Genomic DNA, 24,940 nt, shown 5'->3' on the forward strand with positions numbered 1-24,940 from the left:
GCTAAAAATAGCCGCTGTTCTCGCTTTGAAACCCTATAACGCATGATTAAGGAGACGGGCTTCCCGGATTAAGCTGCTTTTTAAGCAGTAACGCATCTTCCTCTTCACCGTTTTCATCACGGTAGTATCCCTTTTTAACCGTATCGATTTTAAACCCAAGGCTTTCATAAAGAGCAATCGCGATTTTGTTGCTGGGCCTGACTTCCAGCATCACCGTGGTCGTCATCGACTGATTAAGCGAACTCAACAGCTTTTCCAGTAAAAATCGCCCATAGCCTTTGCCCTGTTGGCTATTTTCAACACACAGATTTAAGATATGGCAAACGCCATAACTGTGCCGGCAAATGATATAGGCCACTACCTGTGCCACGGATTCATGCAATTCCAATACCTGACAGTTGTATCCGACCAGCACACAATCCCGTAAAATATCACGACTCCATGGGGCCCGGTGCGCGGCGAGTTCGATGGCATATACCCTGTCAATATCACTGACCTGCATGGCACGTACTTTAAGCATGGGCTACCCTGGCTTGGTAATTGGTGAAAATAAAAGAGATTTCTCTGAGTATACCCGGTTTGCGTGGTTTTGTAACCGAAGGGAAAGGCGCTGCTTGCCCGGTATTCAGGCAAGCAGGCAATGCAGCATTTATTTCTTCTTTTTCTTGGGCAGGTACAAATCAGTAATCGTGCCTTCGAATGCTTCGGACGATAACATGATGGTCTCAGACAAGGTTGGGTGTGGATGAATGGTTAAGGCGATGTCTTCCACATCACACTCCATCTCAATGGCCAACGATGCTTCAGTAATTAAATCACCGGCATTGACCCCGACAATCCCAGCCCCCAGAATGCGATTGGTTTCAGGACAGAATAACAGCTTGGTTATCCCTTCTCCACGCCCCATGCTCAAAGCACGGCCACTGGCCATCCAGGGAAATGTGGCTTTTTCATAGCTTATGCCTTTCTCTTTGGCTTCCTTTTCAGTCAAGCCAGTCCAGGCCACCTCCGGATCGGTATAGGCCACACTGGGAATGCATTTGGGATCAAAATAATGTTTCATCCCGGCAATCACTTCTGCAGCAACCCGCCCTTCAGGGATAGCCTTGTGCGCCAGCATGGGTTGTCCAACCACATCGCCAATGGCGAAAATGTGAGGAACATTGGTGCGCATTTGCTTATCTACTTTAATGAAACCTCGCTCATCCACCGCAACCCCTGCTTTTTCAGCAGCGATGGTTCCGCCATTGGGTCTGCGTCCGACAGACAGCAGCACCTGCTGGAAGCGAAGCGGTTTGTCCGTGCCATGTTCCCCTTCCATGCTCACGTAAATACCGTCCTTTTTGGCTTCAACCGCAGTCACTTTGGTTTTTAGCAGGAAGGTGACGCCTTTTTTAGTCATGCGTTTCTGCAGCACACTGACCAAATCCGCATCAGCACCCGGCATCAGTTGATCCATAAATTCAACAACAGTCACCTTAACGCCCAGAGAGGAATAAACAGTAGCCATTTCAAGACCAATAATACCACCGCCCAACACCAGAAGATCCCCCTTGATGTCAGCTAATTCCAATGCCCCTGTGGAACTGAAAATGCGTGGATCTTCAGGTACAAAAGGCAATTTAATGGACTCACTGCCCACGGCAATAATGGCATTTTCAAAGGCAATGGTGGTATTGCCCTCTTTCCCGGCAACAGTGACTTCATGCGTCCCGGAGAATTGACCCACGCCAGTGATAACCTCAACCTTACGCTGTTTGGCCAATGCTTTAAGGCCACCGGTCAATTGGCCCACCACGGAATTTTTCCAGGCAACCATTTTCTTATTATCGAGCTTGGGCGCACCGAAACTGATGCCTTGATCGGCCAGTTCGTGCGTCTCATCAGCCACTTTGGCAATGTGAAGCAGGGCTTTGGAGGGAATGCATCCCACGTTCAGGCACACACCGCCCAGGCTGTCGAAACGTTCAACGAGAACCACTTTCTTACCCAGATCCGCTGCACGAAAGGCCGCGGTATAACCGCCAGGTCCGCTGCCCAGCACCACCACATCAGTTTTAATCGAACTCATTACAAAGCCTCTTTCATTTAAAATTACAGTAAAATTCGACGAATATCGCCCAATAAATCAGCCAGGTATCGGGTAAACCGTGCGGCTTCCGCGCCGTCAATGACTCGATGATCATAAGACAAGGACAAGGGAAGCATCAATCGCGGTTTAAATTCACCGGCCTCATGGATCGGTTTGATGCTGGAACGCGACAAGCCGAGGATAGCCACTTCAGGATTATTGACGATGGGTGTAAATGCGGTACCGCCTATCCCCCCCAGACTGGAAATGGTAAAGCAGCCGCCGCTCATGTCCGCCGGCATTAACCCTTTGTCGCGGGCTTTCTTGCTGATTGCCGCCATCTCGCGGGCGATATCGCTCACCTGCAACTGATCGACGTTGCGAATCACAGGAACGACCAGACCATTCGGGGTTTCAACCGCAATACCGATATTGAAATATTTTTTGTAAATCAGGTTCTCGCCACTGGCATCCAGTGACGCATTAAACTGGGGAAAGGCCATTAATGCTTTAGTCACCGCTTTGGCTACGAACGCAAGGATGGTCAGTTTGTAACCGTTTTGCGCGGCACGTTCCGACTCTTCCTTTCGAAAGGCTTCAAGATCGGTAATATCCGCTTCATCAAATTGTGTCACATGGGGAATCGTGATCCAGGAGCGATGGACGTTTTGGCCAGTTAATCGCTTGATTTTATTCAATGGCAGGGTTTCAATCGCGCCAAACTTACTGAAATCGATGATCGGCGCCTGGGGCAGCGAAAAACCGCCCGCGCCAGCTGCAGGCTTTTCACTTAAGCGTGATTTAATGTACTGCTGAACATCTTCTTTGGTGATCCGGTTTTTACGTCCACTGCCAGCCACCTCACTTAAATTGACGCCAAACTCCCTGGCCATACGACGCACCGCGGGTCCGGCGGAAAGCGCTGTGTTGTTGGCAGAAGCAGACGACGGCATGGGAGCATTCGCTGCCGGGGCCGGTTTGGTTGCTTCCACAGTCTGGATTGAAACAGAGGGTGTGGATTGCGCTTTTTCGGATGATGCAGAAGCCGGTACTGCCTGTGTCGTTTTCATGGTCAGGATTAAGCTGCCCTGCGACACCTTATCCCCGACTTTAAGGGCCAGCTTTTCAATTTCTCCCTCAAAGGGCGAGGGAATATCCATCGTCGTTTTATCGCCTTCAAGGGTAATCAGCGCCTGATCTTTTTTAACCGTGTCACCGACACTGACCATTATTTCAATGACATCGACATCGGTGGCACCGCCAATATCAGGGATCGTGACGTCTTTAGATTGCAAAACAGTTTCAGTGGAAGGGGATTGAGCCGGCTTAGGGCTTTCTATCCGGGCAGGCGGCTCGCTGGCCTCCATCGGCGTTTGGTGTTCTGTCTCAGGCTTACCCTCTGTCGACAAGGAAAGAATAACATCGCCCTCAGAAATCTTATCGCCCACTTTCACCAGCAATTCCACCACTTTTCCTGCACTCGGAGAAGGAATCTCCATGCTGGCTTTATCCGATTCCAGAGTAATCAAAGGTGTATCGACCGCAATGTCGTCACCGGGTTTCACAAGTACTTCAATGACATCGACACCACTCGCGCCGCCGATATCAGGAACTTTCACTTTCATCTCATCTGCCATTTTTATCCTCAGCAAAAAGGGGAAGCCATCATGCACAGATTGCATCATGGCCCGTCATTATTCTTAGATTAAACGGTTACAGGATCCGGTTTGTCGGAATTGATGCCGTAACGCTTAATGGCCTCTGCCATGCTTGCGGGTTTCATTTCCCCTTCGGCAACCAGGGCTTCAAGCGCGGCGAGGACAATAAATTTGGCATCCACCTCAAAGAAATGACGCAACCGTTCGCGGGTATCGCTTCGACCGTAGCCATCGGTGCCCAGCACCACGTAGCGGCCGGGAACATACGGTCTGATTTGATCCGCGTACAGGCGCATGTAATCGGTTGCTGCAATCACAGGTCCCTGACGTCCGCTTAACTGCTCCTGAACATACGATTGCTGAGGCTTGGCTTCAGGATTCATGCGATTGTGGCGTTCAACCGCAAGGCCGTCACGGCGTAATTCATTAAAGCTGGTGACACTCCAAATGTCGGCTGTGACGCCAAAATCCTCGTTAAGCAGCTCGGCAGCCTTAATGACTTCTCTTAAAATGGTGCCGCTTCCCATTAACTGGACATGCCGTTTGCCTTTTTTCCCGCTTTCCCGAAGAAGGTACATGCCTTTGATAATGCCTTCCTCGACATTGGCCGGCATATCCGGATGGGTGTAATTCTCATTCATGACCGTGATGTAATAAAAAACGTTTTCCTGCTTTTGATACATGCGGTGAAGACCATGCTGAATGATCACGGCCAATTCGTAGGCATAGGTTGGATCATAGGCTATGCAATTGGGAATGGTTCCCGCCATTAAATGGCTGTGTCCATCCTGATGCTGCAATCCTTCACCGGCGAGTGTCGTGCGTCCCGCAGTACCACCCAGCAAAAAGCCTCGGGCCTGCATGTCGCCCGCCGCCCAGGCCAAATCGCCAATGCGCTGAAAGCCAAACATGGAATAGTAAATGTAGAATGGAATCATGGGCAGTTTATTGGAACTGTAGGACGTTGCTGCCGCAATCCAGGAACAGAAAGCGCCCGCTTCATTAATCCCTTCTTCCAGAATCTGACCGTCGCGGGCTTCGCGGTAATACATCACCTGCTCATGATCCACAGGCGTATACAGCTGCCCAACCGGCGAATAAATACCGATTTGACGGAACAAACCCTCCATACCGAAGGTTCTGCATTCATCAGGCACAATGGGCACAATACGATTGCCCAAGGCTTTATCCTTCAATAACACAGAAAGAATACGGACAAAGGCCATGGTGGTCGAAATTTCACGATCCCCCGTGCTCTGCGTCACGGATGAAAAAGCAGACAGTTCCGGAATGGGTAAGGATTCGAAAGCATGGCTTCGCGATGGCAGATAACCCCCCAGCATTTCACGCTGTTTTTGCAGGTACTTCACCTCAGGACTGTCGGCCGCTGGACGATAAAAAGGAATTTCGGTAATTTTGTCATCGCTGATGGGGATGCTGAAACGATCACGGAAGGCCCGCAATTGTTCAATGGTCATTTTTTTCTGCTGGTGGGTAATGTTCTGCCCTTCACCAGCGGCACCCATGCCATAGCCTTTAATGGTTTTTGCCAGAATCACCGTGGGAGAACCCTCGTGCTCGACTGCCTGAGCATAAGCCGCATAGACTTTTTGTGCATCGTGACCGCCACGGTTAAGCCGCCAGATTTCGTCATCCGACAGGTTTTCAACCATCTTCTTCAACTCGGGATATTGGCCAAAAAAGTGTTCGCGGACATAAGCACCGTTATTGGCTTTATAAGCCTGATAATCACCGTCAACGCACTCTTCCATGCGTTTCTGCATGATGCCTGTCTTATCGCGGGCAAACAAGGGATCCCAGCGGCCGCCCCAAATGACTTTGATAACATTCCAGCCAGCACCGCGGAACACCCCTTCCAGTTCCTGAATAATTTTGCCGTTGCCGCGAACAGGCCCATCCAGGCGCTGCAGGTTGCAATTGACGACAAAAATCAGGTTATCGAGTTTTTCACGGGCGGCAATGGACAAGGCGCCGACGGATTCGGGTTCATCCATTTCACCATCACCTAAAAAGGCCCAGACTTTTCGCCCTTCCGCTTTTATCAGGCCGCGGTTTTCAAGGTATTTTAAGAAACGCGCCTGGTAAATGGCCTGCAAAGGGCCTAATCCCATGGACACGGTGGGGAATTGCCAGAAATCGCTCATCAACCAGGGGTGGGGATAGGAAGACAGACCGTCAGCCTCCACTTCCTGGCGGAAATTGGCCAGTTGGCTTTCATTTAAGCGGCCTTCAAGAAAGGCGCGTGCATAAATTCCGGGTGACGAATGACCTTGAATATAAATCAGGTCGCCGCCATGCGATGTAGCGTTGGGGCCTTTAAAGAAATAATTGAAGCCTGTTTCGTAGAGGGTGGATGAGGAAGCATATGATGCAATATGACCGCCCAGCTCCGGCGCATATTTCCCGGCGCGCAACACCATGGCGACGGCATTCCAGCGAATCAGGGCATTGATGCGTTTACCCACGCCTTCATCGGGAGGCATTTGTTTTTCTTCATCCGGTCGGATGGTATTACGATAAGGCGTATGCACAGCATCACGTAATCTCACACCCTCCGTGCCGGCTTTGCTGACCAGCTTCTGGAGAATGTAGGCCGCACGTTCATTTCCATCATTCAGCAATACCGCTTGCAAGGCATCCAGCCATTCACGTGTTTCAATCGGATCTATATCGTTTATCTTTTCTTGGGACATGGATGTCTTCCTCGTCAATCTATAAAACGTTTAACAAACAGCCGCAGCCTGCAGGCGCTTTTTCACCACTCCTCCACAGGATTGCACGCAGGCCACATAATCGCCGCGGCAATTGCACGTTGTTTTGCGGCATTGTAGTGGATCAAAATAAGAATTCAAATCCCGTTTAATGATTTGCCCATTGACAGCACTCTCATGGAAATAATGATTAAAGTTCTTTGCGGCTGTCTGGAAATTGTAGGCGGTGCATTGCGCGCAGTTATTACGGCATACTTTATTGCAGGCACGGGCTTTCTGCTCACAGGACAACGTACAGGCTTTGTAATGGGGCTTACCCTGCGGTGTAACGATCGGGTGGGAGCAAGCCGCGAGCAGAGTCAGGGCCAGAATTGTCAGTACCACACGAGCCATCGAATTTATCATAGTCAACGCTTCCTCGTTATTATTTAACCCGTTTTACAGCCAGGCAACCAGAGTAAAAAAGGCTAAAAACACCAGGTAAACAATCAGTGCATGTTCAACCAGCGTTTGCGCCTGCGGCAGGGTCACCGTGTCATTTTCAGATGTGCGCGCCGCGAGTACTCCTCCCTGCCCAAGGAGTAATTCATTATTATCTGGCTGTGAGAGAAAATACTGGGTGAAGAAACTGAAGCCCCGTTGGAAATTACCCACCAGCAAGTAAAGCAGGACAGTCACACGGGCAGTAATCCAGTCGAGGTAACGGGTTATCGTCGCTGCGGCCGCAGCAGTTTGCGCCTGAACCTGACTTAAAGACAGTAACCGATACACCAGCACGGCGACAGGCCCCAATAAAATATACCAGAAAATAACGGCAAACAATTGCCCGTTGACGGCTGTAAAATAATCCCGGGCAGCGGAGTCATCTTCTTCACTGGATTTGTCCGAAGCGACAGGATAAAAGGGGTTATTGGGTCCCAGACAATAGTAAAAAATAACAATATTCAGCAGCAGATAAATGAAACCAAACAGAATATGGCAGAATAAAAACAACACCAGGCAGGTGATTAAGACAGGAGGCAAGATCACCGCCAAAAGCCTTAAATAGGGGCTGGCTAATGCAGAACCGTCAGGCAAGCGCTGATTAATGACATTAAAATAACGGGTAAACCATGTAAACCGGTTTAGGGAAGCAGCATGAATCAGGTAACGTTCACTAAACAGACACAGTACAATGACCAATAATTTCATGATTAATCCTTCTGCATTTTTTCCGAGAGAGCAATCGGTGTTGGGTATTTCAACACCACGAGGTATGACGACACAATAAAGGTTAAAATGGTTGTCGCCTGAATCAGATTGGAAGCGACTTCTGAAATGAGTTTAGTACTTAAGGCGATACTTGCCACCAGCAGGGAGAATTCACTCGCCTGCCCAAGTCGGACGCCGACCTCTTTGGCAATGGTTTTCTTTTCGCCAGCCCGCTGCAGCAGGAACCAGAAGAACAGGGGTTTAAGCACCAGCATAAGGAAAGACAGGATAAGCGCTGGTATAAAAACCTGCGCACCAAAACCGAAATTAAACGTCGCCCCAATGGAGAAAAAGAACATCACCAGAAAAAAATCCCGCAGGGGTTTTAAGCTTTCGGCAATAAACAGGGAGATCGGACTTGAGGCTAAAGCAACGCCGGCGACAAACGCGCCAATGTCCTCTGACAGTCCCAACTGTTTGGCCAGAAAAGAAAGCCCGAGACACCAGCCGATGGAAAGCAGAAAAACATACTCCTGGGTGCGGTCAAAACGCGCAAGCAGCTTCACCAGGATGTAACGCTCGACTGCAAAGGCGAACAACGTCAGCGACGGCAGCGCCACCAGCACCAGAATGAAATCATCCAGGGCCAGGCCATTGCCCTGGGCACCATTAATCATGATAAGGATGATAATCGCGATAACGTCCTGCATCAGCAGGACGCTGATCATCACCTCACCGGTGTGCTGATGATGTAAAATGGTTGTCGGTAACAGTTTAAGCCCAATGATGGTACTGGAAAACATCATCGCCGCACCAAGAATCCAGGACTCGGTTTCGCTAAGACCAAACCAGCGGCCAATGAGGTAGGCAATGATGGCGAAGACAACCGAACTGACGATTGCAATCCAGGTGATCTTGCGCAGCATATGGACTAAGTTCTGCGGCTGCAGGTGAAGGCCCAGCAGAAACAGCAGGAAAACAATGCCAATATCGCCAACCTGCTGCACCACCGTCACATCAGAAACCAGACGCAGACCCCAGGGACCCAAAGCGGCTCCTAATAAAATGTAGGCGACCAGCAGGGACTGTTTTGTATACAATACCAGAGTGGAAAAAACGGCCGCTCCGGCAAATATTAAAAAGATTGTATAAAAAACTGACTCATTATGCATAAAGTGAACGCCCTACTGTTCGTGTTGTCTGAAATGAATGGCAAATAGCCAAAGCCGGCATTATAAAAAACACCCGGACGGGAATCTACCTCAACATTGTCAGAATCAGGATCTTGGCTGTCCCTAGGATAACACAGATTAGCCAAGACCCAATCCTTTTATCCGCAGGAACGCGTAGGGACAGCAGTTACGGCCGGTCCCGACGTCGGGGACGTTTCCTCAAAGAGACAGAATAGACAATTAATTATCAAGATGATAAAATTTTTTGTTGGTCTATGCCAAAGCAAACTTATTCAGTACAATACAGACCTTTTTGCCCAGAAGCCGAAAGCGCTTGCATCGTTTGGACAGCCAACCCAGGCGTATTTATTTAAAAATTCAGGGAGTATTTCAGTAGATGTCGAACAGTAAAAATCATGGCGTTACGGATGTCATCTCCAAAGGCACAGCCAAGGCCTGGATTGTTTGGGGACTGGGTTGCGTCTTTTACTTCTACGAGTGCCTCCTGCAGGTTTCCCCAAGCGTCATGAGTAACGAATTAATGCGTGATTTTGGGGTGACCAGTCAAACCCTGGGCATTTTATCCGGCATTTATTTTTATTCCTATGCGGCCATGCAATTGCCTGGCGGAGTCATGATGGATTATTTCGGCCCGCAAAAACTGCTCACCTTAGCCACTACCATCTGCGCCATCAGCACGATTGCGTTCGGTCTGACCGACAATTTCTTCGCGGCCTGTCTGGCGCGACTGATGATTGGTTTCGGCTCCGCCTTCGCCGCCGTAGGCGCCATGAAACTCGCCGCCAACTGGTTTCCCGCCAACCGGTTTGCCCTGCTGACCGGACTGATGGTAACCATCGGCATGCTGGGCGCTATTGGGGGCGAAGCGCCACTGGCTTTGCTGATTGACTACTATGGCTGGCGCCAGAGCATGGTTATTATGGGCAGTATTGGCCTGGTCATTGCTGTGCTCATTCTGGTCATTGCCAAAGACGCCCCTGCCAACAAAAAGCCTGTCGTCACTTCGGCTCACGATGAACCCCTGTGGAGCAGCCTGGTTGCTCTCATTAAAAATAAACAATTATGGCTGGTGGCTATTTACGGTGGCTTGATGTACATGTCCACCCCGGTTTTTTGCGGCCTCTGGGGTGTGCCCTTTCTGATGTATAAAATGGGCCTGGCCAAAGCCACCGCCGCCAATTACATTTCCCTGGTGTTCATTGGCTGGGCTATCGCAAGCCCGTTGTGGGGAATATACTCCAATCGCATTGGCCGCCGCAAACCGCCCATGTACATTGGCGCTGTTGGCGCTCTGATCACCAGCACCCTGTTCATTTTTGCTCCCATTACCACCGGCTGGCAAATGCAGGCACTGCTGTTCATTTTCGGCCTCTTTTCTTCGGCGTTCCTGCCCGCTTTTGCTGTGGCAAAGGAGCTGTGCAGCCGCCGTTATGTAGCAACCGGTTTAAGTTTTATGAACATGATGAACATGGTGGGCATTGCTTTGGCGCAGCCCATCATCGGCTTTATTCTCGACCGCATGTGGCAGGGCGAAATCGTCAATAAAGTCCGCGTCTACCCTCTTGAAGCTTACCATGTTGCGCTGGCTATTCTGCCGGTTGGCATTTTAATTTCATTACTGATTTTACCCAGGATAAAAGAAACCTTTTGTCAAAGTGTTCATGATTAATCAATAGAATAAAGACTATGGCTAAAAAACTTTTTATTAAAACCAATGGCTGCCAAATGAATGAATACGATTCATCCAAAATGGCAGATGTCCTGTTAAATACTCACGGCCTTGAAAAAACAGACGTTCTTGACGAGGCCGATGTCATCCTTTTAAACACCTGCTCGATACGCGAAAAAGCCCAGGAAAAAGTCTTTTCGCAGTTAGGCCAATGGCGGGAATACAAAGAAAAAAATCCGCATGTGATTATTGGTGTCGGCGGCTGTGTTGCCAGCCAGGAAGGCGGGGATATCATCAAACGGGCGCCCTATGTCGACATCGTTTTCGGCCCCCAGACACTGCATCGTCTTCCAGCCCTGCTCGAAGAACGGGCACGAACCAAAAAGCCGGTTGTCGATATCAGTTTTCCTGAAATCGAGAAGTTCGATCACCTCCCCGCTCCGCGTGCCGAAGGCCCCGTCGCGTTCGTCTCCATTATGGAAGGCTGCAGTAAATACTGCAGTTATTGTGTTGTTCCCTATACCCGGGGTGAGGAAATCAGTCGGCCCTTTGACGATGTCCTTGCCGAATGTTATCAACTGGCCTCTCAAGGCGTCAGGGAAATTAATCTTCTCGGCCAGAACGTGAATGATTACCGCGGCATGATGACTCAGGGTGAATGCGCTGATCTCGCCTTGCTCATTCACTACCTCGCGGCCATTGATGGCATTGGCCGGATCCGCTTCACCACGTCTCACCCGCTGGCCTTCTCAGACAACCTCATCAATGCCTTTGCGGACGTTCCCGAGCTGGCCAACCACCTGCATCTGCCGGTTCAAAGCGGCTCAGATCGGGTGCTATCGATGATGAAACGCGGTTACACCGCCCTTGAGTACAAATCAAAAATCAGAAAATTACGCAAGGTGAGGCCCGACATTCGTCTGTCCACCGACATCATTGTCGGTTTTCCCGGAGAAACTGATAAAGACTTCCAGGATACGATGGATTTAGTCCATGACATCGGTTTTGATACCTCATTCAGTTTTATTTACAGTGCCCGTCCGGGCACACCGGCAGCCAACCTGCCGGACGATACACCCATGGACGTCAAAAAACAGCGTCTGCAAATCCTGCAAAACCGGCTGTTAATCAATGCAGCGCAATACAGCCAATCCATGATTGGCAGCACGCAGCGTATCCTTGTGACCGGTCAATCCAAAAAGAATGCTCAGCAATTGGCTGGACGCACGGAATGCAACCGCGTCGTTAATTTTGATGGTCCTGCCACGTTAATCGGTCAGTTCGTTCAGGTGGACATTTCTGAAACCCTGCCTAACTCCCTGCGCGGCCGCCTCAGCGTTTCCGAGGATGCCATCCCGGCATGAGCGCACTGAACAATGAACTGCGGGTTCCCCGCGATCTGCACGGGCAACGCATTGACGTTGCCTTGGCTCGACTGCTTCCGCTTTATTCCCGCTCACAATTGAGCCAATGGTTGAGGCAGGGACTCATCCAGGTCAATCAGCGTCAATTAAAACCGAAAGACAAGGTGATGGAGGGCGATGTTATCACGGTGGCAGTGGAGGACGAAGCGTATCAACAATCCAGTGACACCTGTGAGCCGGAATTCATTCCACTCGACATCGTTTACGAGGACGAGGCCTTGCTGGTAGTGAATAAACAGGCTGGCCTCGTGGTGCATCCCGGTGCCGGAAATCCCAAACACACCTTAGTCAACGCGCTGCTGCATCATGCCCCCCAACTGGCTTCGCTCTCGAGAGCCGGCATTGTTCATCGTCTGGATAAAGACACCACCGGTCTCCTCGTTGTGGCGAAAAGCCTGCCCGCTCACACCTCGCTGGTACGGCAAATGCAGGAACGCGCCATTCAGCGCCGTTACGTGACCCTGGTTCAGGGGCATGTGATAAGCGGCGGGGAAATCGATACCTTTTTTGGCCGACATCCCCGTAATCGCCTGAAAATGGCGGTGCTCAATCAGGGCCGGCAAGCGGTTACCCTTTACACGGTTAAACGGCATTATGACGCGTTTACCCTGCTTGATGTGCAGCTTTTAACCGGTCGCACCCATCAGATTCGCGTTCATATGGCGCACATCAATCATCCCGTGGTCGGCGATCCCCTGTACGGCGGACGCCCCAAAATACCGGCACAAATTGCTCCTGAATTACGCGAGGCACTGCAGTCATTTAAACGTCAGGCGCTGCATGCCGCGTCCCTGTCGTTTCATCATCCAGAACACGATAACTTATTGACTTTTACCGCTCCTTTGCCGGATGATTTTCAGTCCCTGATAAACAGCCTGGATGAGTACCTTGTCTAATTTAATTGCCGACTGGCCAGCCCCCGCGACAATTCGCGCCCTCACGACATTAAGGCACTCGGGTTTTAGCCAGCCGCCCTATGATAAAAACAACCTCGGTCTGCACGTAGGCGACAATCCGGAGCATGTGCTGCAAAACCGCCGCGAACTGGCAGCCAGCCTTCGCCTGCCCGGTGAACCGGCCTGGCTTGACCAAACGCACAGCACCACCTGCGTGGTGGTGGAAGAGAACCCCAATCGCCTCGCCGATGCCGCCATCACCCGTGATAAGCAACAGGTTTTAGCCATCATGACCGCCGATTGCCTCCCTATTCTGCTCTGCAACCGGCAAGGAACGGAAATTGCCGCCATTCACGCCGGCTGGCGCGGTCTGGTCAATGGCATCGTTGAAAACACGGTGCAGACCATGCAGAGTCAACCCGCCGATCTCATCGCCTGGATAGGGCCTGGGATTTGCCAATCCTGCTATGAGGTTGGCGATGACATGCGCGAACAGTTTAAAACCCGTTATGATTTTTCACTGCCCGCCTTTCAAAGAAAAGACAGCAAATGGTTGGCTGATTTACCCGGTTTAGCTGCTCTGCTTTTGGAAAATTTGTCCATTTCTACTGTTTCGAAGTCTAATCTTTGTACTTTTGAACAAAAAAATGACTTCTATTCCTATCGCCGCGAGCCACAAACAGGTAGAATGGCCACTTTAATTTGGTTCACTTAAACGCTCGGAAAAACTATGTCTCGAAAATTACTTTCATTTCTGACCGGTTTACTTTTCATTGGCCTGACGGCTTCCGCTACCGCCGATGATAATAAAACCATCACTACCTTAGCCCCCGTTCTTAAGAACGTGATGCCAGCCATTGTTAACGTCGCGGTCCAGGGGGTTATCCCTGCCGGTCCGCCTGCCGCAGACAATGACGATGACGACAATGAACGCCAGCAGCTCACCCCTGAAAAACCACGCAAATTTCAAAGCATCGGTTCCGGTGTCATCGTCGATCCCAAAAACGGTGTCATCATTACCAACGATCACGTCATCCGCAACGCCACACTCATTACGGTGACCTTGAATGATGGCCGCCGTCTTAAGGCGAAATTGATTGGCAGCGACAGTGAAACCGATCTGGCGGTGCTAAAAATCGATGCGAAAAACTTGAAAAGCCTGCCCATTGGTGATTCAGACAAAGCCGAAGTCGGTGATTTTGTGGTCGCCATTGGTAATCCTTTTGGTTTAAATAGCTTTGGCAATAGCCAATCCGCTACGTTTGGCATCATCAGCGCAATGAAACGCAGCGATTTAAACATTGAAGGCATTGAAAACTTCATCCAGACTGATGCTGCCATTAACCCCGGAAACTCAGGCGGCGCCCTGGTTAACGCCCGCGGTGAACTTATCGGTATTAATACAGCGATTCTATCGCCCTATGGCGGCAATGTGGGTATCGGCTTCGCCATCCCGGTCAACATGGCGAAAGACGTGGTGCAGCAATTAATCAAATTCGGTTCAATCCATCGCGGCCTGATGGGCATTTTTGTCCAGCATTTAACGCCAGAGCTGGCTCAGGCGATGGGCTATCCTGAAGATTTTCAGGGCGCACTGGTTTCTCAGGTGAATGAAAAATCCCCGGCTGAACGCGCCGGATTAAAACCGGGTGATATCATTACCCAGATCAATAACACTAAAATTACCCAGGCGACCCAGGTCAAAACCACCATCAGCCTGCTGCGTGTCGGCAGTGACGCCAAAATCACAGTTAAACGCGATGGCAAGGAATTAACCTTAAATGCCGTGGTTACCGACATTAAAAAGCACGAGCAGGAATTGCAGGCCACCAATCCATTCCTTTACGGCCTTGCTTTAAGGAATTTTGAGCAGGATTCGCCGCTGCATGGTCATGTGGTGGGTATTCAGGTTGTAGGCGCATCCGAAAGCAGTGCCGGCTGGCGCGCAGGCTTACGTCCTGGTGACATTATCATCAGCGCCAACAAGGAACGCACACCCAATGTGAAAACCCTGCAAACAATTGCGTCTCAGAAAAAACAACAATTGCTGGTTCAGGTTTTACGTGACGCCGGCGCGTTGTATATTCTTATCATCTAGTCTTAAGGGCGGGCAAGTCGTCAGGCTTGTCCGCCTCTCTAAAAAAATTAAAAAATTAAGCATCCAGCTCTTGACAGAAATCCTCATAAACGACAAAATCACGGCCTCTTGTGGCTATGTAGCTCAGCCGGTTAGAGCGCGGCACTCATAATGCTGAGGTCGGTGGTTCGAGTCCACCCATAGCCACCATTTTCAATGCCTCCAGTCTTACTTCTGATGCTCCTACGCGTTTCACTCCAGTCGCCCTTCATTTAATTAATACCCTGATTATTCGAAAACGCTATTGAAACCTTGTAAATTTGGTTATGATGTCATAATTGCTTATTTCAGTGTTGCTTGATGCGTAAGATTTTATCATTAATCCTGGTTTCTCTTGGTTTGGCCTGTGCTTATGCGACAACAGTTGCTATCAAAAACATTGCAATTGATGGACGACCTGCCTATGAGCTCAATGCCGGGCATTTTAGCAATGAAAACAGCGCCCTTCAGTTGAAACTCCAATTGTCTTCCACACTGAAACAACCGGTAACCATCGAGCATGACAAAAGTCAAAACGTCTATGTCGTTAAAATTGGTCCGATTGAAGAGTACAGCGTGGCTCAAAACATCAAGCAGTTGTTAAATCACGAGACCTCGGCAACCGGGACTAACGCCCCGCCACCCCAGGCACCGCAACTGACGCCGGGTGAGGAAGAACGCGGTGAAAAAAAATTATGGAATCTTCGCAATGCTGACATCCGTGCGGTCATTGCCGAGGTGTCCCGCGTCACCGGTAAAAATTTTATCATTGATCCACGTGTTCAGGGAAAAATTTCCATTGTCTCCTCAACGCCGATGTCCAATAACGAACTCTATCAGGTGTTTCTGTCCGTGCTGCAGGTCTCAGGTTACGCAGCCATTCCCAGCGGCGACGTCATCAAGATTATCCCCAACATCGATGCCAAGACCGTCTCTTCTGATTTATTAAGCCAGATGCGCCATCCGCCGCGGGGCGATGACATGATGGTAGTCGTCGTGCCCGTGCGTTATGTCCCCGCCGAGCAACTGGTGCCTGTGTTGCGTCCCCTGATGCCGCAATGGAGCAGCATTTCTGCCTATGCACCGTCCAACATGCTGATTCTTTCGGGGCGGGCAAGCAACATTAAAAGTCTCGCCAATATTATCAAACAGGTCGACAGCTCGTCAGCCAACGACATTGACATGGTCAGACTGCGGCATGCTTTAGCCATGGATGTTGCAGCGACCCTTAAGGATCTAATCAAATCACAACCCGGCAGTGGCCATGCCCAAACCATGATTGCCGCCGATGATCGCAGCAATGCCATCTTAATCAGCGGCAGCCGTACCGAACGCATTAAGCTGCGTCTGCTGATTGCCGGCCTCGATCGGCAAAGCCCTAACGGCACGAACAGCAATACTCAGGTTGTTTATTTAAATTATTTGCGAGCGGAAGATCTGGTTCCTATCCTCGCAGGCATAGCTCAGGCGAATTTCAGCGGCAATGTTGGCACAACCATCGGCACAATTACGCGCCCTGAACTGGACAGCACCAATCCAGCCTCTAACCTGGTGAACAATTCATCCTCCGGGGGTTATGGCGGCAACAGCAGCGGCATGACGCAACCAGCTCAACCGCCGGCGGCTAATCCGGCAGCAACGCCCAATACCACTGGCGCCAGCACGCAGAGTGAGGGGTCGACTAAACCCACGGTGCAGATTATTGCCGAACCGAATACCAACTCCATCATTCTCAATGCGCCGGCAAGTTTAATCCGCATCCTAAAAGGTGTCATTCGTCAATTGGATATTCGCCCGGCACAATTGCTGATTGAAGCATTGGTGGCCGAAGTGGATGCCAGTGACGTCAACAGTCTCGGTATTGAATGGGGAACCAATCAGCAAACCGGCGATCCGGGTGATTTTCGCCCAGGGTTTGCCATCATTAATAATCAGACTACCATTGATGACTTTCAAGCCCAGATTTATGCCTTGGCACGCAAGCGCAAGGCCAACATTCTGTCCACGCCGTCCGTCGTTGTTTTGGATAATCGCCAGGCTAAAATTTTAGTCGGTAGACAGGTGTCCGTGGCCTCCACCACCTACCCCAACAATGCCGGCGGCACCACAACGGCGAGCCCCTATGTCACCTTTGACCGGGTGAATGTCGCCCTGCACCTGTATGTTCGTCCGCAAATCACACGCGGTGAGGGTATTCAGTTGCAAATTGATCAGGGCAACGACACCGTGGATCCAGCCAGCACGCTGGATACAACCAACCCGGTCTTTAAAATCAGCAGCATTGTCACCTCGGTTCATGTGGAAAGCGGCGACATTGTGGTGCTCGGCGGTTTAACTCAGGACAGTCTGGGTAATGATGATAACCGTCTGCCGATATTGGGTGATATTCCAGGCATTGGCCGTCTTTTCCAGCACAATATCCGCAACCGTGAAAAGCGCGTGCTCATGGTCTTTATCCGTCCTATCATTCTAGCAACGGAAGCGGATGCGGTGCATTTAAGCGGCGGCAAGTACAATGACTTACGGCAGTCGCAGCTCGACTTCCTCCGCTCTCAGGAAACGTATCACAAACATGATGATGAAACCGTGTTGCCACCCCTGAAATCGGCGGATTTGCCGCGACCATTCCAAAATCGCCTGGTGCAACGCAGCACAACGATAGTCACGACGAAATAGCAATGAACGAGCCTGAAAACATCAAGCGATTACCCTATGGCTTTGCCAAAAGCCACGGGCTGGTTGCTGTCGCCAACGGCGAGGAGACGCTGCTTTACCACCTCCCCAATTTGTCGCTGACAGCGCTGGCTGAAGCGAAACGCCTGTTGCAACAGAAGTTGACGCTTAAGGAAGTCAGCGAACATGAATTCCAACAGCATCTGGCGCAATGCTATCAATCGCAATCGTCCGTTCTTGATGCGGCCATCGACATGGAAGGTGATTTTGATCTATCGCAATTTGCGGATCAACTCTCCAACAGCGAGGATTTACTGGATAACAAGGATGACGCACCCATTATCCGCCTGATCAATGCCCTGTTTACCCAGGCCATTAAACAGAAAGCCTCGGATATCCACATCGAAACCTACGAAAACCGGGTGATTGCCCGCAACCGCATTGACGGGGTGCTTCATGAAGTGCTGGAAATTCAGCGTGCTATCGCGCCGCTGCTCATTTCCCGCGTCAAAGTCATGGCGAAACTGGATATCGCTGAAAAACGCATTCCTCAGGATGGCCGTATTGCCCTTCGCATCGGTGGTCATAATATTGATGTGCGGGTATCCACCCTGCCATCCAATTATGGCGAGCGCATCGTACTCAGGATTCTGGACAAACAGGCCGCGCAACTGGATTTAAACCTGCTCGGCATGCCCGAAAGCACCTTAAGCCTTATCCGGCGTATGATTGCCGAGCCCCATGGCATTATTTTATTAACCGGTCCCACTGGCTCTGGTAAAACCACGTCGCTTTATGCCATGCTGACCGAATTAAACGAAGTCAGCCGCAATATCCTTACTATCGAAGATCCGATTGAGTACGATCTGCCCGGTATTGGCCAGACCCAGGTCAACACCAAAGTGGAAATGACCTTTGCCAAAGGGTTGCGTGCTATTTTACGTCAGGATCCCGATGTGGTGATGATCGGGGAGATCCGCGATCTGGAAACGGCTGAAATCGCGGTGCAAGCGAGCCTTACCGGCCATTTGGTGCTTTCGACGCTGCACACCAACAGCGCGCTCGGCGCCATTACCCGTCTGCGTGACATGGGGGTTGAATCCTTTCTGCTCTCATCCAGTTTGGTTGGACTTATCGCGCAGCGTCTGGTAAGAAAATTATGTTCCTTTTGCAAAGTACCGCATGTGCTCCGCGATGATGAACTGGAATTGATGAATCTCCCTAAACAGTCTGAAAAAATCACGGTCTATGAACCCAAAGGCTGTACGGAATGCAATAACTTAGGTTATCGTGGCAGAACCGGGATTTATGAATTGATTGAAATCGATGAGACATTAAGACGCATGATCCACCGTGATGAGAACCTGCAGGTGCTTGAGGATTACCTCCGCCCCAATCATCCCAGCATCCGTCAGGACGGTTTCAAACGCGTACTGGGGGGTGATACGTCCCTGGCTGAAATTCTGCGCGTGACCAGCCAGCATTAATCCCCCTCTTCAAACAGACGAATTGCATTTGGCTGCGTCTCCATAATGAATAGTTTCTCCGCCTGAGGAAGAACAGCGACAGCAGCGGGTGGTGTGGCCTGAGCGACAGGGGTAAGCTGCGAAACCAACAGCTCATTGCTTAAATCAAGATTTTCCTCCACCACCTCCGCTGTACCGGGATTGAGCGCGGACGCTTTTAACAAGCGCCTGGTTTTTGATTCAATGAAATACATGACATCATCAACGATATCAAGCCCCTGAGGCTCTGAAAGATTGCTGACCAACACTTCTTTAACACGCGGATTAGCCAGCGAAATGCGGCTGATTTTGCCGCTGTTGGCCAAACCCGTGGTCGTCTGACCTAGCTCAACAACATAGACATACCCCTGATAAATTTTAAGCTTCGTCGGCGCGTCCAATCCTCCCGCGAAGGATTCCACCACGACGTTACTGGATTCAATACCGCCATTATGAAAAATTTTAACAATCGTACCATCCAGTAAACTGGCCGCCAGATAATACTCACCCCCATTGTTTTCCACCCGCACGGTGCAGGAAGGTTGCTTATACCATAATCCGGTGTAATCACCGGTCAGGGTTTGATCATGGATGGAGTAATCTGCACGATTCAGAACCAGAATGTTGCCGAGAAACATGTCGGTTAAAATGATTTTTCCTTCCTCACGGTCATCGAGGCTTAAACTGGTTGCATGAAAATTAAGATTGTTAAGGCCTGAATTAAAATCTGAAAACACAAAGCGGCTTTCAAGACTGGCATCCTGGGCATTGAATTCCTTAACCGAAGCGAGATCCGTGACATACAGGGAGCGCCGATCCGAATCGTAGGCAAAATCCCACATTTGTGCTACCGGCGAATCAAAGAGAGTCTCCGTTGCACGGGTTGCGACATCAATTTCAAAAATCTGATTCTGATTATTGCTGACATAGACTTTATCCCCGGAGCGATCCAGCGTCAGGTTATCCAGTCCGGGGGGCAACGTTGCTAACAGCACGGTTTCATCGCTCAAGGGGTTATGCCGGTAAACATGACCAGTACGTCTTCCAATGAAATAAACCCGACCATCCCGGTCAACTTTCACAGCCGCCGGTTTATCAATGTTTTCAACCAGGGGTGTCACCACCCCGGTTTCCACATTGATAACCACAATTTGACCATGAACAACATCAGGAGCATATAGCAATCCATCCGGCCCAAACTGAAATGAATTCAGCCACCGCCCTTCCGGTAAAAAGGGCAATAAGGGGATGGGACGCGGCAAGGAGCCCCGCCAATCCAATTCATACAGGTTGTAAGGATCAAACCCTGCGACATACAAGCGATCATCCTGACGTCGATAGGCAATGCCGTCTACGCCCAACAGGCTGGGACCAAAGGTTGCCTTGTACAGTCCGGTTTCCGGCAATAATTGAAAGGCCTCCATGTTGGATTGAATGACACTGCCATTGGTAAGTACGGTAATCACCCGGCCATCCAAAAAACTGCTGATAGCAATCCCTCCCGGGACATCACGAGAAGGATTGGGGGGAATAATGGTCAAATCCAGAGGAAAACTGCTCACTTCAGACAGGGTATAAAAACCCCCCTCAAACTGTTTTTCAATCACATTAAACAGCTTGATGACTTTGGGAGCTGATGCCGTCAGCAATTGATTATTATTGCGGGTGGCAAGACCATAAGAACCCTTGGTTTCTTCAGTCGATTGCAGAAAAAGTGAGGTGCTGCGGGCGTGCGCCACGGCTTGATGAACAGGCCATACGGCCAGGAGACTGAAAGCTAAAAGACAACACCTTAACCGCAATCCCTTGTTGGCGGGCCGACTTACAAATAGGGGGATTACGTCATTACAGGGCTTATCAGCAATGATCATTACTTTGAGCTCCCGGACTTAAGCAGAATTTACGTTTAATCAACGATAAACTAACTATAGTCCAAGAGCCCTGAATGTGCTTAATCGCTGATTTTTCGCCAGGTGGTTCCCTGCGGGCCGTCCAATAACTCGATTCCTGACTTAGCCAGCGAATCCCGGATTTCATCAGCACGTGCCCAATTCTTGTCAGCGCGTGCCTGCAGACGTTCCTGAATCAATTGTTCAATGCCTTCCTTGTCTTCTTCATTCAAACCCGACTGCAGGAAATCCAGGGGATTGGCTTGCATGAGCCCTAACACACCGGCTAAATGCTTCAGTGTTAACGCCAATTGCGGATCGCGCGTTTTATTGACCTCATGACTGAGATCAAATAACACCGACAAGGCCACAGGCGTATTGAAATCATCATTCATGGCGGCGGCAAACGCTGCTTCCCATTTTTCATGCAGCGCCAGCGAGTCATCGCAGTGAATGTCCTTGATCGATTGATAAAGTCGCGCCAACGCCTTGCGGGCATTATGCAAATTCTCTTCGGAATAATTCAAGGGACTGCGGTAATGGCTGCTTAACAGGAAATAACGGATTGCTTCCGCATGGTGTTTTTTCAAGACATCCTCAATCGTGAAAAAATTCCCGACTGATTTCGCCATCTTCTCGTTGTTAACCTGCAGCATGCCAACGTGCAGCCAATAATTGGCAAACGGTTTTTCGCTGGCGGCTTCACTCTGGGCAATTTCATTTTCGTGATGCGGGAACTGCAAATCCAGGCCGCCGCCATGAATATCAAATTGTTCGCCCAGTTCCTGCATCGCCATGGCAGAACATTCAATATGCCAGCCTGGACGGCCATCACCCCAGGGGGAAGGCCAACTGGGCTCCGAGGCTTTGGCTTTCTTCCACAGCACAAAATCAAGCGGCGAGCGCTTTTCCCTGACGACGTCGATGCGCGCGCCGGCAATTAAATTCTCAATTTCTTTATTGGATAGTTTACCGTATGCTTTAAAACGCTCGACTTCAAAACAGACATCGCCATTGTCGCTGACATAGGCAAAGCCTTTTGCCATCAAACGTTCGATGAGACGAATAATGGCTGCAATATGGGCCGTGGCGCGCGGTTCCACATCGGGCGGCAGAATATTCAGGGCGCGGGCATCCTCATGCATGGCTTCAATGTAGAGGGATGTCAGTTGATCAATTGGCATGTGCCGCTCGTTAGCCCGAACAATGATTTTATCATCAATGTCGGTAATGTTTCTGACGTACGTCACGTCATAGCCTTCAGCACGCAGGAAACGCACCATGACATCAAAGGCCACCATGGAACGGGCATGGCCTAAATGGCAACGGTCATACACTGTAACACCGCAGGCGTACAAGCCGATTTTTCCGGGTTCAATGGGTACAAACTGTTCTTTTTTTCGGGTCAGTGAATTGTATAAATATAACATGCCTTCCTCTCAGCTCGTTTTGCCCCAGGTATCCTTTAATCCGACAATGCGGTGAAAGGCGATGACTTTGTGATGTTCCACCTCGTTGACGCAATAATACCCCAAGCGCTCAAACTGGAAGGTTTCCCCCACGGGCTGTCTCGCCAGCGAGGGCTCGCAAAAACCCTCACGAACCTGTAAGGAATCCTTGTTGAGGAATTGCAGGAAATCCTCCTCGCGCGCCGGGTTGGCGTCATTAAACAAGCGATCGTATTGATAAATTTTAATCGGGTAAGCGTGTTGGCTCGACACCCAGTGAATCACCCCTTTCACTTTGCGATCCGGCGGGTTTTTTCCCAGGGTGTCTGGATCATAGGTACAACGTACTTCGATAATCTGCCCGTTATCATCATGAATAACCTGATTGGCGCGAATCACATAGGCGTTACGCAAACGCACTTCTCGCCCCGGCGCTAAACGGAAATAATCCTTGGGCGGCGCTTCCATAAAGTCGGAGCGCTCAATGTAAAGCTCGCGGCAGAAAGGCAGCATGCGGTTTCCAGCATCGGCATTCTGAGGATGAAAAGCCGCAGTTAACTCTTCAACCTGATTGTCAGGGTAATTGTCAATGACAATTTTAAGCGGCTCAAGCACACACAGCGCGCGTTTTGACACTTTATTTAGTTCATCACGAACACATTCTTCAAGCAGGGACATGTCAATGACTGAATCGCTGCGGGAAATACCGATCATTTCACAAAACTGGCGTATAGCTGCCGGTGGATAGCCGCGTTTACGCATGCCCCGCAAAGTCGGCAGGCGCGGATCATCCCAGCCGGAGACAATTTTTTTCTCAACCAGTTCGCGTAATTTACGTTTACTGGTCACCGTATGGGAAAGGTTTAAGCGGGCAAATTCCGTTTGAACAGGACGTGCAGGCACAGGCAGGTTTTCGATGAACCAGTCATACAGCGGACGATGATCCTGGAATTCCAGGGTACACAGGGAATGGGTGATATGCTCCAGGGCATCGGAAATGGGGTGTGCATAATCATACATGGGGTAAATGCACCATGCGTCACCCGTGCGTTGATGGCTGGCATGGCGTATCCGGTATAATACCGGATCGCGCATATTCACATTACCCGACTGCATGTCGATGCGTGCTCTCAGCACATGGGCGCCATCGGGAAATTCCCCGGCTTTCATCCGTTCAAACAGATCGAGGTTTTCTTCTACCGACCGATTACGATAAGGGCTCTCTTTGCCTGGCATCTGCAACGTGCCGCGGTAAGAGCGGATTTCGTCCATGCTTAGGCTGTCCACGTAGGCTTTTCCTGCTTTGATTAACAGGACCGCGTAATCATACAGCTGTTGATAATAGTCCGAGGAATGGGTCATGTCGCACCACTCAAAACCCAGCCATTTGACATCGTCAATGATGGCATTGACAAACTCTTCCTCTTCCTTGATGGGATTGGTATCGTCAAAACGAAGATAACAACGTCCGTTGAATTCCTCTGCGAGACCAAAATTCAGGCAGATGGATTTGGCATGGCCGACATGAAGGTAACCATTGGGCTCCGGCGGAAAACGGGTCACAACCTCTTGATGTTTGCCGCTCGCTAATTCATCGGTAATCAACTGGCGTATAAAATGGGCTCTTTTTTCACTGCTTTCTGTCATGTTTTTATCCATTATTCATCGATGGCACGGCGCATGTCTGCAATCAGAGTCACGCCGTGTAAAATGTAATCGTCCTTACGCGTGTAACTGTCGAAGAGCCGTTCCACCAGTGCGGCTCCTACAATCACCCCGTCAGCAAAATCAGCAACCTGGGAAGCCATGTCTGCCGTTTTAATACCAAATCCCACCATAAGCGGCAAGCGGGTTTGCGCATGACGATGCTGATAATGTTTTCTTACTTCATCCAGGGCAAAACTGCTGGCGCCGGTTACCCCTTTTAGGGACACGTAGTAAAGATACCCTTGTGCAAAGTGATTGATGCGATCCATGCGTTCATCGCTGGTAGTCGGTGAGCAGAGGTAAATCATGTAAAGCCCTGCTTCACGCCAGATTTTTGCAACCTCTTCACTTTCCTCAGGCGGTAAATCCACCAAGATGGTGCCATCCGCACCCGCTGCTTTCGCCTCACGGGCGAAACGTTCATAGCCATGCATTTCCACCGGATTAACATACCCCATCAGAATGAGGGGCGTGGTGTCATCCTTTTGGCGAAATTCGGTCACGTATTGCAAAACCGTTTTCAGGGTTGTACCGTTATTCAACGACCGCTCCATGGCCGCCTGAATCACCGGTCCCTCCGCCATGGGGTCGGAGAAAGGAATACCGATCTCCAGAATATCAGCGCCGGCTTTAACCAGCGCGTGCATCAATTCCACGGTTCGTTCAGGCTGTAAATCCCCTGCCGTGATATAAGGGCTTAAGGCTTTTTTATTGCTGTCGTGCAATCGTTTTAAACATGCGTCAATTCGGTTCATTACGTCCTGCCTG

General features: G+C 50.2%; 18 protein-coding genes and 1 tRNA gene. 8 read left to right on the forward strand and 11 right to left on the reverse strand.

Annotated elements, in window-relative coordinates:
- Positions 1-46: 46 nt before the first annotated feature.
- The 7 genes from rimI to GH742_RS09710 all read right to left on the reverse strand — a co-directional run bounded on the left by rimI (position 47) and on the right by GH742_RS09710 (position 8,824).
- Positions 47-520 (reverse strand): ribosomal protein S18-alanine N-acetyltransferase, encoded by a 474-nt coding sequence (gene rimI, locus GH742_RS09680; RefSeq protein ID WP_239005196.1) that lies wholly within the window; start codon positions 518-520, stop codon positions 47-49.
- Between the two features lie 129 nt (positions 521-649).
- Complete coding sequence (gene lpdA / locus GH742_RS09685) at positions 650-2,071, reverse strand: dihydrolipoyl dehydrogenase (protein WP_203454774.1); 1,422 nt, start codon at positions 2,069-2,071, stop codon at positions 650-652.
- A 23-nt stretch (positions 2,072-2,094) separates the two neighbouring features.
- Entirely contained in the window at positions 2,095-3,708 is a 1,614-nt protein-coding gene (gene aceF / locus GH742_RS09690; protein WP_203454775.1) for a dihydrolipoyllysine-residue acetyltransferase, read from the reverse strand.
- 68 nt (positions 3,709-3,776) lie between these two features.
- The gene (aceE, locus tag GH742_RS09695; protein WP_203454776.1) at positions 3,777-6,443 is read right to left on the reverse strand and encodes a pyruvate dehydrogenase (acetyl-transferring), homodimeric type; all 2,667 of its coding nucleotides are present in this window, start codon (positions 6,441-6,443) and stop codon (positions 3,777-3,779) included.
- 30 nt (positions 6,444-6,473) lie between these two features.
- Positions 6,474-6,866: an acyltransferase gene (locus GH742_RS09700; RefSeq protein ID WP_203454777.1), complete on the reverse strand. Its 393-nt coding sequence runs from the start codon at positions 6,864-6,866 to the stop codon at positions 6,474-6,476.
- 33 nt (positions 6,867-6,899) lie between these two features.
- Positions 6,900-7,652, reverse strand: a complete 753-nt coding sequence (locus tag GH742_RS09705; RefSeq protein ID WP_203454778.1) for a hypothetical protein — start codon at positions 7,650-7,652, stop codon at positions 6,900-6,902.
- A 2-nt stretch (positions 7,653-7,654) separates the two neighbouring features.
- On the reverse strand, positions 7,655-8,824 hold the full coding sequence (locus GH742_RS09710) for a cation:proton antiporter (protein ID WP_203454779.1): 1,170 nt from the start codon (positions 8,822-8,824) through the stop codon (positions 7,655-7,657).
- A gap of 397 nt (positions 8,825-9,221) precedes the next feature.
- Here GH742_RS09710 and GH742_RS09715 point away from each other — a divergent pair, with 397 nt between their 5' ends.
- The 8 genes from GH742_RS09715 (at position 9,222) to lspE (ending at position 19,110) form a co-directional block, all read left to right on the forward strand.
- Positions 9,222-10,514 carry an MFS transporter gene (locus tag GH742_RS09715; protein ID WP_203454780.1) on the forward strand — a complete coding sequence of 431 codons (1,293 nt, stop codon included), beginning with the start codon at positions 9,222-9,224 and terminating at the stop codon, positions 10,512-10,514.
- Between the two features lie 17 nt (positions 10,515-10,531).
- Complete coding sequence (gene miaB / locus GH742_RS09720; RefSeq protein ID WP_203454781.1) at positions 10,532-11,878, forward strand: tRNA (N6-isopentenyl adenosine(37)-C2)-methylthiotransferase MiaB; 1,347 nt, start codon at positions 10,532-10,534, stop codon at positions 11,876-11,878.
- On the forward strand, positions 11,875-12,834 hold the full coding sequence (rluD, locus tag GH742_RS09725; protein WP_203454782.1) for a 23S rRNA pseudouridine(1911/1915/1917) synthase RluD: 960 nt from the start codon (positions 11,875-11,877) through the stop codon (positions 12,832-12,834). Before miaB ends, rluD begins: the two co-directional genes overlap by 4 nt.
- Positions 12,827-13,549 carry a peptidoglycan editing factor PgeF gene (gene pgeF / locus GH742_RS09730; protein WP_203454783.1) on the forward strand — a complete coding sequence of 241 codons (723 nt, stop codon included), beginning with the start codon at positions 12,827-12,829 and terminating at the stop codon, positions 13,547-13,549. The genes rluD and pgeF overlap by 8 nt, the downstream gene beginning before the upstream one ends.
- Positions 13,550-13,681: 132 nt before the next feature.
- Complete coding sequence (locus tag GH742_RS09735; RefSeq protein ID WP_239005327.1) at positions 13,682-14,932, forward strand: Do family serine endopeptidase; 1,251 nt, start codon at positions 13,682-13,684, stop codon at positions 14,930-14,932.
- Positions 14,933-15,044: 112 nt separating this feature from the next.
- Positions 15,045-15,121: transfer RNA gene (locus GH742_RS09740), tRNA-Met, on the forward strand.
- A gap of 150 nt (positions 15,122-15,271) precedes the next feature.
- Positions 15,272-17,626: a secretin N-terminal domain-containing protein gene (gene lspD, locus GH742_RS09745; RefSeq protein WP_203454785.1), complete on the forward strand. Its 2,355-nt coding sequence runs from the start codon at positions 15,272-15,274 to the stop codon at positions 17,624-17,626.
- A 2-nt stretch (positions 17,627-17,628) separates the two neighbouring features.
- Complete coding sequence (lspE, locus tag GH742_RS09750; RefSeq protein ID WP_203454786.1) at positions 17,629-19,110, forward strand: GspE family T2SS ATPase variant LspE; 1,482 nt, start codon at positions 17,629-17,631, stop codon at positions 19,108-19,110.
- Here the strand turns inward: lspE and GH742_RS09755 are convergent.
- The 4 genes from GH742_RS09755 to trpA all read right to left on the reverse strand — a co-directional run bounded on the left by GH742_RS09755 (position 19,107) and on the right by trpA (position 24,927).
- Positions 19,107-20,999, reverse strand: a complete 1,893-nt coding sequence (locus tag GH742_RS09755) for a hypothetical protein (protein WP_203454787.1) — start codon at positions 20,997-20,999, stop codon at positions 19,107-19,109. The genes lspE and GH742_RS09755 overlap by 4 nt on opposite strands.
- 80 nt (positions 21,000-21,079) lie before the next feature.
- Complete coding sequence (gene cysS, locus GH742_RS09760; RefSeq protein WP_203454788.1) at positions 21,080-22,447, reverse strand: cysteine--tRNA ligase; 1,368 nt, start codon at positions 22,445-22,447, stop codon at positions 21,080-21,082.
- A 9-nt stretch (positions 22,448-22,456) separates the two neighbouring features.
- Positions 22,457-24,112, reverse strand: coding sequence for a glutamine--tRNA ligase/YqeY domain fusion protein (locus tag GH742_RS09765; RefSeq protein ID WP_203454789.1), 1,656 nt, complete (start codon positions 24,110-24,112; stop codon positions 22,457-22,459).
- Positions 24,113-24,123: 11 nt separating this feature from the next.
- Entirely contained in the window at positions 24,124-24,927 is an 804-nt protein-coding gene (gene trpA, locus GH742_RS09770) for a tryptophan synthase subunit alpha (RefSeq protein WP_203454790.1), read from the reverse strand.
- Positions 24,928-24,940: the final 13 nt, after the last annotated feature.

This window comes from Legionella sp. MW5194, assembly GCF_016864235.1.
Classification (GTDB): domain Bacteria; phylum Pseudomonadota; class Gammaproteobacteria; order Legionellales; family Legionellaceae; genus Legionella_C.